8 protein-coding genes (1 of these 8 running past the window's edge) are annotated in these 14,498 nt (G+C 40.5%); 1 reads left to right on the top strand and 7 read right to left on the bottom strand.

From position 1 onward, the window contains the following. Positions 1–116 precede the first annotated feature (116 nt). The 4 genes from lsa19 to LEP1GSC190_RS04455 form a co-directional block, all read right to left on the bottom strand. Positions 117–707, bottom strand: coding sequence for an adhesin Lsa19 (gene lsa19 / locus LEP1GSC190_RS04470; RefSeq protein ID WP_002745572.1), 591 nt, complete (start codon positions 705–707; stop codon positions 117–119). 428 nt (positions 708–1,135) lie between these two features. After that, positions 1,136–1,912: a glutamate racemase gene (gene murI / locus LEP1GSC190_RS04465; protein ID WP_002745538.1), complete on the bottom strand. Its 777-nt coding sequence runs from the start codon at positions 1,910–1,912 to the stop codon at positions 1,136–1,138. Positions 1,913–1,938: 26 nt separating this feature from the next. Then, positions 1,939–3,243, bottom strand: a complete 1,305-nt coding sequence (locus LEP1GSC190_RS04460; protein ID WP_002745612.1) for a pyridoxal phosphate-dependent aminotransferase — start codon at positions 3,241–3,243, stop codon at positions 1,939–1,941. A 36-nt stretch (positions 3,244–3,279) separates the two neighbouring features. Beyond that, on the bottom strand, positions 3,280–4,386 hold the full coding sequence (locus LEP1GSC190_RS04455; protein ID WP_002762330.1) for a S1C family serine protease: 1,107 nt from the start codon (positions 4,384–4,386) through the stop codon (positions 3,280–3,282). On the opposite strand from LEP1GSC190_RS04455, the gene LEP1GSC190_RS04450 reads away from it, so the two are divergent. Next, on the top strand, positions 4,385–5,482 hold the full coding sequence (locus LEP1GSC190_RS04450) for an aminopeptidase (protein ID WP_002762402.1): 1,098 nt from the start codon (positions 4,385–4,387) through the stop codon (positions 5,480–5,482). The two genes, LEP1GSC190_RS04455 and LEP1GSC190_RS04450, sit on opposite strands and share 2 nt — an antisense overlap. Positions 5,483–5,573: 91 nt before the next feature. On the opposite strand, the gene LEP1GSC190_RS04445 is transcribed toward LEP1GSC190_RS04450, so the two are convergent. The 3 genes in view from LEP1GSC190_RS04445 to LEP1GSC190_RS04435 are tightly spaced (at most 13 nt apart) and all read right to left on the bottom strand, a layout consistent with a single transcriptional unit that may run on beyond the window. Beyond that, positions 5,574–13,337 (bottom strand): TolB-like translocation protein, encoded by a 7,764-nt coding sequence (locus LEP1GSC190_RS04445; protein WP_002745575.1) that lies wholly within the window; start codon positions 13,335–13,337, stop codon positions 5,574–5,576. A gap of 3 nt (positions 13,338–13,340) precedes the next feature. After that, positions 13,341–13,952: a hypothetical protein gene (locus LEP1GSC190_RS04440; protein ID WP_002745600.1), complete on the bottom strand. Its 612-nt coding sequence runs from the start codon at positions 13,950–13,952 to the stop codon at positions 13,341–13,343. A 13-nt stretch (positions 13,953–13,965) separates the two neighbouring features. Next, positions 13,966–14,498, bottom strand: the 3' portion of a protein-coding gene (locus LEP1GSC190_RS04435) for an LIC_11026 family protein (RefSeq protein ID WP_036047577.1). The gene runs 2,458 nt beyond the window's last position; only the last 533 of its 2,991 coding nucleotides appear in the window; its start codon lies beyond the right edge, outside the window — the gene reads right to left on this strand; it ends in the stop codon at positions 13,966–13,968.

Here is a 14,498-nt window from a genome sequence, read left to right as displayed (position 1 = left end):
CAAGTTCCGATTCTTTTTTAGAATAGCTTGAAAAAGTCAAAATCCCTGCACACAAAAAAAACCGGACTCACAAGGAAATCCGGCACTTAAGGACGAAGATTCGGGAATTCAGGAAATCATTTCATTTGGTCAATCTGCTCCATGGCAGCCAATTCTTCTTTGGCGGCGGCTCTCGTTTTCAGATCCCTATCGCCCGGCCTTAAATCTACGGCCTGTCCCGCTTCGATCAAAACTTTGGCATTATCGGATTTACGAGTAATTTCAACAGCCCCTTCCCGCACCGCAAACGTTCCAGTCTCGTCTTTACCGTTCACTCTCCCCCAAAACTGAGTTCCTCGAACCGCCGCTACTACGGTAGGAGTGTCGACAAACAGACTCTGACCTTTCGTGAGTTTACTTGCTTTGATGAGAACATTTCCTTCAGAAACCTGAAAAGAAGCATTGTCTGCATTGAGAGCGGCTAAAGTCGCCGTGCTTCCACCTAATAGACGAAAACTACCAAGTTTGGAAGTGAGATCCAAGACTGAATCCGAATCCGTTTTGACGGATTGTTTTTCGGTTACATTTGCAAGTGGAGAAAGTTCCTTGCCAGTCTCCACTATGGAGGCCTTTCCTTTAAGAAAGGTCACAACTGCGTCCGAACTTTCAAACGCCTTAGGTTTACAAACGATGAAAAAGAATAATATCGCGATCAGTAAACGGATCATAAATACTCCGAGTTCTATAAAGAAGTTTTCGTAATTATACTCTAATTCGAAAAAAACCAATCGAATTTTTAGAATAAAGTTTAGAAATTTATTTCAAAAAATTTAAAAATCAATTTGGAAATTTATTTCCATAGAACCGGTTTTTAAAAAATCAGGTCGGAACTCTTTAGCAGAAAGTAATTTATACTTAGAACTTGCCTCAGAATTGTAATGCGTCTACTCAGTTTAACGGTGAAAAGGTGATTTAAAATTACATAAACTTTCCAAAGAGACGTAATCTGCGAGAACTACTACATTTTGTTATTAAAGTAAAGACTTAACAATCATGATCGTGACTTCTCTTCAGGTTTAGGTCGGGTTCTAAGAAATAAACCAAAATAATAAATTCATGTTCACATTCTCCGTAAACAGTTGGTTTGTGGACTATATTAGAGTTCGCTTTCGGATTGCAAAAGTTCGGTCGCCAATCGAAAGTGAAATTCTTCATCGCTGTTTAAGATAAGCTTGTAAACGGCCCCGGAAGCTGGACTCCAATTCGAAACTTTTTGACGAACTTGTAAAGAACTCAATAGATGTTTTATTGTCCCTGAATTTCCGTCGTAAATCCTCACATTCGGAAAGTTTTTTAGGATTATATGTTTTAGAAAAATATAATGTGTACATCCGAGAACTAGATTCTCCACATTCTCCTCTCGGAGTTTTTTCAAAATAGGTCGAAGATATTTTTCTGCCTCGTCAAATTCTCCCTTATCCACCAATCCAGCTAGACCGGGACAGGAAACGGGAAGAATCAATTCTTCCGCTCCCAATTCCGTTTTAAGCCTTTGTAATTTTTTCTCTCTTTGCGTGACCGGAGTTGCCAGAAGCGCGATTTTTTTTCCAGGATTCTGCAATATCGCCGGTTTAATCGCCGGTTCCATCCCAAAAATAGGAATAGAAAACTCCTTTCTGAGAATTTGCGCGGCGGCGGACGTAGCCGTATTACAAGCGAGCAAAATTGCGTTCACGTGTTCTTCTTGCAATCGTTTGCAAACGTCTCGGACAAGTTCTATAATTTCAGAGGCTTCTTTTTCTCCGTAAGGGCTATTCTTTAGATCTCCGTAATATACGACCTCCAATTCCGCATCGTATTTCAGAATTCCCTTAAGCACGGACAAACCGCCCATTCCGGAATCCATCAATCCGATCTTTAGCGGCCCTTTCAAATATAAACCCTCAATCGAAACGAATTTTAAACGGAAGCGATATACTCGCCGATTCTATCTCGAAGTGTCCTGTAGATCCAATCGAATTTTTCTTCGCTTTCTTCGAGTAACGTTACGCGAAATCCGTCTTTTAACGTACAAAACGCAGACAGAGGTACAACACAAATTCCTGTGGAAGCCAATAAATAGTACACAAATCTTCTGTCGTTTGCGGCGGATATCAAAAGTGGCTGGATGAACTCGTCAGCTTTTTTATTCTCCACATTCAACTTCATGGCAGAATTTAAAACATCGTCGTCAAAAGCCACCGTAAGATAAAACGCTCCCTTAGGCTCCACCACCTTTACACCTTTCAATCCTGCAAAATATTCCGTTGCAATATGTGCGCGTTTTTTGAACTTCTCATTTCTTTTTTTTAAGTGCGGGATAAAAGCCGGATGGGAATATACTTCGGGTATCGCCATCTGAGGCAACGTTGTCGAACATACTTCGAGCATTTTTGCGTCTAACAACGATTTTATGTAACGGCTAAAAACAGGATCTTTTTCTTTGTTAAAGATCTCAAGCCATCCGCAACGTCCCCCCGGCCAAGGAAACTCTTTTGAAATGGATCGTAGCGCCATTCCCGGTACCTTATCTCCTATGACCTCCGAAAGATGAAGAGGTCCGTGATCGGAATAATTTACGTGCGCGTATGTTTCGTCGCAAATTAGCATAAGATCGTATTTTTCGCAAATTGATACGATCTTCTTCATAAGAATTTTATCATATACTGCGCCAGTAGGATTATCAGGATTTATAAGTAAAATTCCTGCTATGGAATCGTTGTAACGTACTTTGTTTTCCATATCCTCCAAATCCGGCATCCAATTATGCTCCGGAAGGAGATTATACGTTAGGTGTTCATATCCGCTATGTGCCGCCTCGGCGGAAGAAATGGTGGAATACGCGGGACTCGGTCCTAAAACTCTGGCTTCCCGTCGCATAAAACCGAATATTTTTGCGACGGCATCTCCCAATCCATTGAAAAATAGAAGATCGTCCGCAGTGATCTGCGCTCCTCCTCTTTCGTTCACCTTTTGAGCGAGAAATTTACGGGTAGGCTCATATCCTTGTGTGGCGGTATAGGCCCAAGACTTATCTTTCATCACAAGATTGGAAACAATTTCTTTCATCCAATCAGGAATAGATTCTCCTTTGAGAATCGGATCTCCTATATTCTCATAAGTGATCTGAAGACCCAAGGCCTCCAACTTTTTTGCGACGGCTACGATCTGTCTGATTTCATAGATCAGAGCGTCTGCTCCGCTGTGAACGATATTCCTTCTCATCCCGTCCCCTCTTTTTTTCTTAAAAATCCTTACTCGCTATTTTTGAATCAACTTCACCAGAAGTTCCAGCATCGATTTCTCTCGATAGATACGGAGCTTGAGCTTGCCCCCAAGTCCCACTATTCCAACTTGTTCGCGCAGATCATTAATATTTTTGATCGGAACTCCGTTCGCCTCCAGAATAAAATCGTAACGTTTGATTCCTCCAAGTTCAGCCGAAGACAAAGGTTCCATATCATAAACTAATATTCCTGTCCAAGAACCAGGAATTCCCAGCGCGATTCTGTGATCCGGAAGAGGAATCGTTGCCATCACTCCGAGAATTGCAGAACGAATATGTCTACCCTGATTGGACTCGATCATTCTGATAATTTTCAGCGCATAGTTACTTGGAATCGCAAATCCGATCCCCGAGTTTTTTCCCGTTTCGCTCCGAATCAATCGATTGATTCCAATGACCTCTCCGTAAATGTTTAAAAGCGGTCCACCACTACTTCCGGGGTTGATCATGCTGTCGATTTGAATGTGAGTCTGTCCAGTCTCGTCCAAATCTTCCCTGTATTTTGCGGAAACGACACCCACACTAAACGAACGCTCCAAACCAAATGGCGAACCGATAGCGATCGCCCAATCTCCAACTTCGATTTGGTCCGAATCTCCGAATATGACCGCTCGCAATCCAGAACCTTCCCTGATTTTCAAAAGTGCAATATCGGCACGTTCATGACTTCCGACATACTTTGCGGCGTGAACACTCCCATTGGAAGTAATAACTTCGATACTTTCCGCACCTTCAATCACATGATAATTCGTAACGATATAACCTTTTTCGTGAACGAAAAATCCACTTCCAAAAGAAGCAGGTCTTTCGCTCTTAAAATCGAAGTAATGATACGGACTCGTTATCGATTCGCTCTTTTTCGTTCGTATGGATACCACAGAATCCTTTACAAAATGATAAACGTTTCGAAACGAATTCTGAATTTCGATCGCGGACTTTTGTTTGCTGAGACTAATCGGTCTCTTATCGGAGAAAAGAGAAGACAACGAACAATCCTTCGGAAAAATCAGAACCAACGTCAGAACTACTAAAAGAATTCCGTTAAAAACGACTACCTTTGGGAGTGAACGTATAAATTCCATGTTAGAACTTAAATTCAATTCTACTCGTTCGAAAAACAAGCCTAAATCAAAAATCAAAATCAGACACACCTTAATCTTAATTACTCTTTGTTTTACTTTTGAAAATTGTGTGGGGTATCTTTGGCATTTAGGAACCGGACAACTCGACATTTTACTGAAACGACGCTCAATCCAATCGATCCTTCAAGATGCGAACACAAAGAATGAATTAAAAACCAAACTGCAACAAGTCGAAACGTTTCGAGAATACGGAATCAAAGAATTGGCCCTGAACTCGTCCTCAGGATTTAAAAGTTTCGTAGAGTTGGACCGAAAAGAAATCGGTTGGCACGTTGCCGCCTGTTATCCTCTTAAATTGGAATCCTATACGTGGTGGTTTCCGATTGCGGGAACAGTTCCTTATAAAGGTTACTTCGATTTGGAAAAAGCAAAAGAAGAAGAAAAAGAACTCAAAGAAAAAGGATTCGATACGAGGATCAGAATCACTTCCGGCTATTCCACTCTCGGTTGGTTTGAGGATCCGATCTTCTCTTCCCAACTAAACGATACGAAACCTTACGAAGTCGCCTCTCTTGTGTTTCACGAAATGGCGCACGCTACGGTTTATTTTCCGGGAGATTCCTTATTTAACGAAAGTTATGCGAGCTTCGTCGAAGAAGAAGGAACCTTTCATTTTCTGGAATCCGTGGAAGGAAAAGAAAGCCCGATCAAAAAGGAAATTTTTCTCAAAAAAATTGAATCACAGAAATTAAAAAAACTCTTGGTTTCCACCGCGGACAATTTGCAAAAATTATACGTTTCGGAAATCAGCGATCGGGAAAAACTAGAAGGTAAGAAACGCATTTTAAACGAATTCAAAAACATTCTTCTTTCCACTAAAGAAGAATTCAAAACGATTCATACGGAAAAACTCGCTTCTAAAAACTGGAATAACGAGGATTTTGTGGGTTATCTTCGTTATCATTCCGGCTCCGACTTTTTTCGAAAAGAATTCGAAAAAGCAGATCGTAATTTCACCAAGTTCCACGATAGGATGAGATCCCTTATCGATCTTTCGAACGAGGAACGAAAGAAATTACTTGAGACGGCCCGTTAAAAACAAGTTATGACTCTATATCGTACTTAGAAATCAAAACTTCAAAACTCCACTTGGATTCAAATAGGTTCTATAAAATGAGAGTCGAATTTTATTCTTCCGAAATAAAACTGTTCGTATAAAGTCTATAACCGTTCCAAATTCGATCCAAAGGATAAATTTCCTTAATAGAGTCTACCGCTTCTTGGAATCGAATATAAAGTGGAATTTTCGTTCCACTGCGTTTGGTAAAACGTTTCAGAAAATCGACATGCGCCGTATCCGTTTGATCTCCAATAAAGACGACCCCCGGACTTAAAAAATTTTGCCCGATCCAATAAAAAGAGTCTCTATAATTTTGAATGTCGTAACGCTCCTCTTCTAGATAGGAGGAAGTAAAAATCCAATTTCCCTTTTTCGGAACTCCATAGGAATTTGGAAGAGTACCTCCCCCGAAACTCAAACTCACCTGATTGACGATCTCTAGGGGTTCTTGCAAAATGTAAAGACGGCTTTTCGAATCCGAACCTAGTCTCCCCGAGCCAGCCTCGTAAACTTCAAGATCTTTTAAGGACTTCTTCCAACTTTCCTTAGACTTCGAACTTGCCAAAAATTGAATTTGATATTCGGGAGAAAATTCCTCCTTCGTAGAAAAAATGGGATTTGTAATGAGAGATTTTGGATCGTTGACGAGATAAAATCGATCCTCGGTTCTTGGAACCAAAGGAATTCGAAAATGATATGAACTCAAATAAAGATAGGTAAGCTTATTTTTTGCAAGTTTGATATTTTTTCTATATTCGTTCTCAAGTTCCTCTCTAAGCAGAACCTCGTAACCTCCTCTTGCCGCCTCTTCCAAATATTGAAACAAGGAAGCTCTAAGTTTACGATTGTCTTTAAAAGCAAGGTCCCCCCTGGACTTCCCATTAATAAAACGGATATAAAAAGACTCAAGTCCCAGATCCATCACGGCAAGAAACTCCTGATCCGGGGGAAGTTTCTCCTTGAGCTTCTCCGCAACGGATACAAAAACGGGAATATCCTTATAATCGGGATTGGAATTTAAAATCAAAGGCCGGGTAAGAGATAAAAGATCCTTAGCTACAGCGAGATCAAAGAATACCTCGGAATTGTTCTTTTGAAAACAGATCTTTTGTAAATACGTAATCAAATCTAAGAACTCAATCCTTTCTTCATAACTAAAATGTTTTCCTCGTTTGGATCGAATCGTAGAATTCAAAAACTCGATAAACTCCCTCGGCGTCTTTGCTGACGCCCTTTCGTAAAGGGACAACCATTCCGATTTTTCGCCCTTGCCTTCGAGCGAGGAGATTTCACCTCGGTGAAAAAGATATTTATTCATTAGAATATTCTTATCTTTGAATATTTTTTCGTATTCCGAATTGGCCCCGAAGCGTGATCCGATTTTATCCATCCAAACCTTACTTTTGGACAATTCCCCTCTTGAAAATAAGGCTTGAGCGTAACCGAGCGTCATACGAAGAGCTCTGGACTTTGCCCCAGTATCCCATTCGTATTGCACCAAAGACTCCGCGAGTAAGTTGACCTCTTCGTTTTCTTGAAACGGAACCGAATATAAAATCAAACGATACAAAAGACTCCGTTCCTCCGCGTCCAAGGATTCGAAAAGTTTGGAGGAATTTCCATAAACTGTAGAGTATAGGGAATACGGGGAAAACCAGGCTCCAGTAATCTCCCTTTTCCAATTTCGGAATAATCTTTCTCTAAACCTCCCGGTATCGTCTTCCTTCTTTTGTAAGACTTCAAACACGTCTTTCCAATTTCCGGAAAGAATCATATATAGCTCTTCCTTTCTATGAATTTGATTTTTAGAAAAAGCCGCCCCCTGTAAAAAATACTTCTGCGCATACAAACCCTGCAGAATCTCCTCCACTTCCCTTATTTCTTCGGAATCGCTCGAACTTTCCAGAGCGAGCTTTCCAGCAAACTCCCCGATCTCTGGCTCATAGTGAATTCTTGCAATTTTTAGAATATTCTTATAATATAAATAAGGATCGTAAAAAGGAGAAATATCAAATACCTTCAACGCAGACGGAAACACGGGAACTCCGCTCTTAAACGAATACAACGTCTTCAGCAGATTTTTCTTGGAGGAATCCACCACGTCTTCGAAAGGATAAGAAACACAATCGGAAAGATTCTTATCGAGATAGCAGGTCAAAAGTGCGGAAAACAAAATCGAATCCTTTACGGAATCGTCTCCCGCGTTATTCAAAAGGCCACCGTAGATTTCCTTCATCGTAGTTCCCGGAGAAAGTTTCCACCTTAAACGGAGCATATCCAATTCTCCAAAAAGGTCCGTATTCTCCGTTTTTTGAAAAGATCGATACGAAAACGCGTAGGTATACGCCTCTCTTAAATTTTCTTTTCTTTCGTTTTTTCTAGCCAAAACATGCAAATTTTCAGAGGATCGGTGCGTTTCTTTTTTCCTCAAAATACTCGAACCTAAAAATAAACTTCCAGGAACAAAATCGGACAGAACTCTTTCCGGAAAAACAGCTTCGCAGGAAGTATCCAAAAGACAGATTGAAACATTACGAATTCCTGATGCGTTTAGCACTTCATAAACCTCAGAGATTTTTCCGAGGTCGAGCTTCGTTTTTTCGTAGAAAAGAGCAGAAGAAATCTCACTTCGATTGTGAAAAAGATCTCGAATCGATAGATTTTGTGCCGAAAAACTTTCTCCGAAAGAATTATCTCCACTGATACTCGGAAAAGGAGCCACGAGCATATCCGTATCCAAAAGCCTGGTTAAAATCTGATTGAAAGCGATTTTTTTTACAGGAAGAGTCGAGTTGTAATTCGGCGATCCTTCTACAATTGCAACGTTACGCGCTATTCTTTTATCTTTTTCCTGAAGGGGTCTCAGGTGAGAAGGTCGAAAAATTAAGGAGAATCGTTTCGGAAGAATATTGCGAATCCTTTCAAAATCGATATGATCCCCCAATTGTACAAACCAAATCTTCCGAGAGACAAACGGAATTTTTCCCGAATTGGAGATCCGGCTTAAAACCTCTTCCAACTTGCCGGTTTGATCCAAATACTCTTCATTGGATGACGTAGCACGGTAGATCCTTACCTTATCGTCGGTAGATTCAATTCTAAGATAACCTTCATCCGAGTTGAGCAAAGCGGTCACGGCAGGTTCTTTTGAGAATATACCAAGATATCCATCTAAATCCGGATTTTTACGATTTATGACGCCAAGCTCTTTTTCCAAATCCTTAGAAAGGTCCTGATATTCCTTGAGTAGGCTTTCGGATTTTTCCTTTTTTTCCAACGCGTTCTGAATCGCGGCATAGACGAATTTTTGTTTTCTGACGATATTTTGCAACCTTACGACATCGCCAGTAAAACTTGGATCTTCCGATTCATGAGGAATTCTCATAAATTGACGGTACAAATTCAATTTGTGAAGCAGATTCAAACTTTGAAATCCTTCGGAAAATCGACTTGATTCGAAATTGAGTTCTGATTGTATTTTAAAAAGTTTATATATTAAAAAATACTTAAGTTCGTTTATCAAATGAGGATGAGACAACAAAAGGGTAGCGGCCCGATCGACCTTCTCCTTTGCTTTGGAGTGACTTTTTTCCTTTCTATAAATCTCCGCCTGAGTCACAAGCGTTTCGATCCACTCTTGGATATAGTAAAATTCGTTTGCAGATTCGGAAGTTAGATTCAAGGTCGAAATCGCCTTTTCCGCATCTCCTAACCGAACGTAAAGATTTGCCCTGCTGATTGAATACAATAACCTTTCTTTTCTTGTATATGGATCCTCCGCAAGGCCGACAATCTCTTTAGGAACCATAGAAGGATTTTCTAAAAGCCCGGCCGCCCGCCCGAATAACTCAAAACCAGATAGAACATCTCCCATTCGAAAAAACTGTTCTCCCTGATAGTAATAAACCAGCGCCAAAGTTGGGTCATGGTCAGGAAACGCATTATAAAATTTCAATATACATTTTTTAGTTTCGGAATGGACCTCTTCTTCTTGATACCGAGCATCACCCAAACAACCTTTTACAAAATTATATTTGGAGGAAATCAAACGTTCAGAAGCAGAACGCAGATTTCGTAACTCCAGCTCGGGATCCTCTTCCGTATTTTCCAAGTGTCCAAAGTAAGAATAGAGTCCTCTTTTAAATGAAGTTCTCGCCTTAGAAGTAAAACCTTTTTCGATTTCAAATTTCTCAGCCTGCTCATAGGCTTCCGCTGCAGTCTTAAATTCATTCCGTTTAAAATGCAAATATCCCAAATCGTTAAACGAATTAGATCGGATAAAAGAAGCCGCTAACGTAGAGCCTAAATTTTTCGACTTTACGTAAACCAGACGGGAATTGATCTCTTCGATAGCTCTTTCGATTTCCATAGACGTAACTAGGTTATTCACTCGGATTCCACTAGTCATCAAAGGTTGAAACTTAGGAGAAATCGCCTCTGGAAACCTTCCTTCGCCCGAAATACGAACCCCATCCGGAAGAGCGGCCTCCCAAACCCAATCCCAAATGTAGTCCCAAAAAGTAAGCTTTACTCCCTTGGGAATCCAACCGATGTTTCTTCGGTTCGAAACGATCCGGTCCGCTTCGGCTAAATGCGATTCCGATAGTTTAAACTTTCCTAATTTTTGATAACACAACGCCAATCCGTTGTGAAGGTTGACGGGATCGATCCAACCGTTTTCCCCATTCAAGGAAAGCGCGTCCTTGTAATAAAGAATCGCGTTCGAGAATTCTCCCGATTCCATATACGAAAGACCGGTTAACGTGAATAAAAGTGCAAGTTTGAGTTTATATTGTTGGAGTTTTTCCGCGCTGTCCTTTCCAATCAGAGTTTTTTTGGATTCGTTTTCAAAATACAAGTTGGAAGCGGCTTTGAGTTTTTGAACCGCTGACCTATAATCGGCTACATAGATCGAAGATCTCGCGGAATTAAATAGAAATATCACCTTCTGACGATAATTTTCGAACTGGGTTTTGGAGATGATATAATTCGCTAGGGAATCTACTTTCGAATACTGTTCGTTGGCTTTCGGATAATTTTTCAAAAGGAAATAATTGTTTCCAAGATTTAGTCTTAGATCGGAAAGGGCCTTCTTGTTTTCAAAATTTTCCCCCAAAAGCTCCAGAACCTGGCTGTAAAGTTCAATGTTTTCCTCAAAATTTTTCTCAGGAAAATATTTCTTATAAATACTTGCATACCTCTCTTCGTCGTTCGGTTGATCCTCTCCAGACTTCCTGCTTTTCAAAATGTCCACATATTGGTACATCCAACCCAAAAGCTGATAAGCTTCGTAATACCTCGGATCCGCAAAGATAATCCACCGCAGCTCATATTCAGCTTGTTTAAAGTCCCTAAGGATCTCCTCTTTTCTCGCAGGCGTCATCGAGTTGGCGGCATTGTAGTAGGTCTCTCGAATCACGCTTCGGTTGATTAAATAATACGAATAACCGTATAACGTTGCTAAATCCAAGACGGGCCTGGATCTTGGAACAGCAACCTTATAATATTGATTGATATAACCAAGCCCTTCCTCCGAAAGCGGATCCACGCTGGCGATATCGATCACATTGAGTTTATTCAAAAGCGCTTTTTGTTTTTCTTCGCTTAAGGAACCCGAAAGTTTGAAGACGGAATCTACCATCATCCTCTGATAATAAATCGCATATTCCTTATAGAGAGTTTCTATAAATAGGTTTCTATTTTTTACGAGAAACATATTTTCAGTATTGTAAAAATAATGAAAGGCCGCGTCCTGAAGGTTTCCCCTACGATCGTGATCCCTCGCTTTGTTTTCAAAGTATACAAAAGAACGTTCGATCTCCTTTTCATCCAAGTCCACACCGAGAAGAGGATCGTATTCTTCCAAATAGATTCGAAGTTCGTCAAAAGACTTCTGAACTTCTCCTAACCCTTTGAAATTATCCGACTTCAGAAGATGTCCTTTTAAAAAAAGAGGGTCGGTCTTTGCAACGTTTGATAAAAAAGTATTCAATAAAGAATTACTTTCCTCAAACGAACCCTTTCCGTTCAAGCCGAGAGATTTAACGTATAAGAAATATTGAAACAACCTAAGAGATTTTTTTTCGAGAGAATTGGATACAATCGAAATTTCTGCCGCATTCATTCGTTCCAGAAAATTCTTTCCTACAACCACTTCCCGGTCGATCTGTTCGTAGAGAAGCCTTAAATCCTCCTTCCCGGCCTGAGGATCGTTGGCAACTTGAAAAAAAGATTCGGGAATCTTATATTCGTGTAGGGATGCGTTTTTGTATTGTAAATCGCCAAATTTTCGGTAGATATCCCGAATCCGATAGTAATCCGGATAATGATTTAGAATTTCATCATATACTTTCAAGGAATGCTGAAAATTCCCGGACGTCTGAGCCAAATCCCCCTCTTCCTCCAAAAGGGAAGCTAGAAGATTATTTTCCACTTTCGAAACGGTTCGAATTTGTTCATAATACTCCCTGAGCTCCCGGATCGCGAGCGGAATCGAATTTTTTCTTTCTTGTGTGAGCAAAAGTCCGTATCCAAGTCCCGCAACCGAGTTTAAACGAGAGGCTAAAATTTCCTTTTTAGTGCTTTCCGCAATTGCAAATCTCCCGGAATTTTTCGCCTCTTCGTATTTCAAAAGAAGGGCTTTAGATCGGATCAATGGATAAATCGGGTCTTTGGAAAAGTAAAACTCGATCGCATCAATCGCCAAAAGGAAATTTTCGAAACTTTGTTTATCCTTATATTGCAGAGCGAGTTCGTATTGAGAGATGATATTTTTTTCCTTAGGCACGGCTCCAGAAGCAGGAATAAAATAAATATTTAGAGTATTATAATATGCGGCCGTAAACAAAATCGAGCCGCCGTTAAACGAAGAAAACCTGGAATCAAACAACGAATCGTTTCCCGAAGTCAGTTGACGAACCACTCCCGTCCTCAAATCCTTTCTTATAATAAGGCTATTATCCCTTTCGTCCAAACGTCCATTTTTGTTCGTGTCGTTCTGAATCGAAGTATAATATAAATACCGTTTATCGTCCGAAAGAGAAGGAGAAAAATTAAGATATGAATCCTTTGTAAGTCTTTCGCTTTTTCCCGACGTAAGATCCAAAAGATACACGTCACCGGAAGGGTTTTCTTGATACGAAAGATAGACGATTGATTTACCGTCGGAAGACCATGCTGGCGAAGCCCCGCCACTTTGAGTCAATAATTTCATCGGCTCCTTGCTTTCCGTATCCAGAACGACTAAATTCTGGATTCCCGGAGTCAAACGATCCGTGGAAAACACCAAATGACGACTATCAGGAGCAAAAAAAGGATCCGTGTCTACATTCGAATCCTTTTTACCGGGAACATTAAAATTAGGATTTGTTAATATTCTAAAATCAGAATTTATAAACCGTTTTCCTTCCAGGATTTTTTCGGCCCACAAACCCGGATCCATCTCAAGCAGAACCAAATCCCCGGAAGAGTCGTATTGTTCAGATACGAAGACTAATTTTTTTCCGTCCGGACTGATCGCCGGCTTAAACTCCGGCGCGGGATGTGTAGTAACCGGAACCGTGATCGAACTTTTTAAGTCGCGAAACCAAATGTCGTAATTCCCCTTTTGACCGGTTGTATAAAAAAGATATCTTCCATCGGCCGTCGTAGAATTGTATAAATTATTTCCTCTCTGTACGGTAAGAGGAAACGGCTTTTCGTTTCCCGGTGTGAAATAGTTTACGGCGATAGAGGAATAATTAAACTCTATAGGTTTAATCCTGGAGGATGCGCGGAAGATAGAACAATGATACAAAAATAAAAAACAGAATACGCAGGAAAATCGAACCATGACTTATTCCTTACGCACCCATTTACCGGGTGACTTCTCGTAGTATTCCCCTTTTTCCACAAGACGATACCAAGTCTGTTCGAGATGAATTTTTAGGTGTTCCGATTTTTCTTTTGCATCTGTCTTAGAATCCGGTTCGGAACGAAAGGCGGTCACCTTACCTCTATGTTCGTTAACAAGTGTAATCAAGGAATCGATTCGAGACTTGACTTCCTTTTTGGGGAGGTAATTCCTAATCCCAGCGGCCGGGTTGATCCTGAGTTTTCCGTCAAGACCTTCGGCTAAAACCCCTTCCTCTTTCCAGGTCCTGACCTCCGGAGCCAGATATGCGAGAACTTTTAAAGACATTAGAATATCCTTATCTCCTCCGGCATAATTATCGCCCGAAAAATCCCTTTTCCAAACTTCGGAACCCGCGGAGGAAGTTTTGACCGAAGAGATCAGCCAGCCATCCCTTTCCAAAATTCGATCCTCTCCAATCATCTGTTTTTCAGAAGAGGTCTGCGTCTGGGTAAATGTAATGGAAGGGGATTTAATTACGCAACCCGTTAAAAATGAATTAGATAGGAAGAATAAAAACATTAGATTTTTCTGATTTAGAATTCTACTTTTCATCTTAGGGCTCTCCTTATTGATATGTATCGATTTCGGATCTTGCTCTTTTTAGGAAATTTGCAAGCGGCATCCTCTGTTGCGAAATTTGGCTATTTTCCAAATTGATGATCGTATTTAAAATGGAACGCTTAAACTGAATGACGGCATAAACGAGCCCTTTTGACAATTCCACTTCGATCTTGTCCACTGCATAACTATTGTAAATAAAATCCGTGAATAGATTAGAAGGCGTAAAAATATTTACCGCACTTTTGGCAAAATCCCCGCCGATCTGAAATACACTGAAGAACAGATTTACGTTCGGAATCGGGTCGGCAAGATTTCTACCCGAAACGTTCAGATCAGCTTTGATCTTTCCGTCGTCGATCTTGGATCTTCTTTTAGGAGGAAGAAGTTGTTTCAGATCGATGTCCTTCACCTGAAGCACCGCGCTGAATTCCATTTTCTCTGGATTACCCTCTCCTACGTTCACCAAAATGTCCTTTCCGTTCACAAGACCATCGAGAGTAAACACTTTCAAATATTCTAATTTTAAAAAGTTCTCGG

Source organism: Leptospira mayottensis 200901116 (assembly GCF_000306675.2).
In the GTDB taxonomy this organism is placed as follows: Bacteria; Spirochaetota; Leptospiria; order Leptospirales; family Leptospiraceae; genus Leptospira; species Leptospira mayottensis.
The sequence above is the reverse complement of the archived record's forward strand: the minus strand, read 5'-3'. Positions and strand labels throughout refer to the sequence as shown.

Excerpts from the sequence above, each read along its gene's own strand:
- lsa19 (WP_002745572.1), bottom strand. The coding sequence starts at position 707 with ATGATCCGTTTACTGATCGCGATATTATTCTTTTTCATCGTTTGTAAA.
- LEP1GSC190_RS04460 (WP_002745612.1), bottom strand. The coding sequence starts at position 3,243 with ATGAGAAGGAATATCGTTCACAGCGGAGCAGACGCTCTGATCTATGAA.
- LEP1GSC190_RS04450 (WP_002762402.1), top strand. The coding sequence starts at position 4,385 with ATGTTAGAACTTAAATTCAATTCTACTCGTTCGAAAAACAAGCCTAAA.
- LEP1GSC190_RS04455 (WP_002762330.1), bottom strand. The coding sequence starts at position 4,386 with ATGGAATTTATACGTTCACTCCCAAAGGTAGTCGTTTTTAACGGAATT.
- LEP1GSC190_RS04445 (WP_002745575.1), bottom strand. The coding sequence starts at position 13,337 with ATGGTTCGATTTTCCTGCGTATTCTGTTTTTTATTTTTGTATCATTGT.
- LEP1GSC190_RS04440 (WP_002745600.1), bottom strand. The coding sequence starts at position 13,952 with ATGAAAAGTAGAATTCTAAATCAGAAAAATCTAATGTTTTTATTCTTC.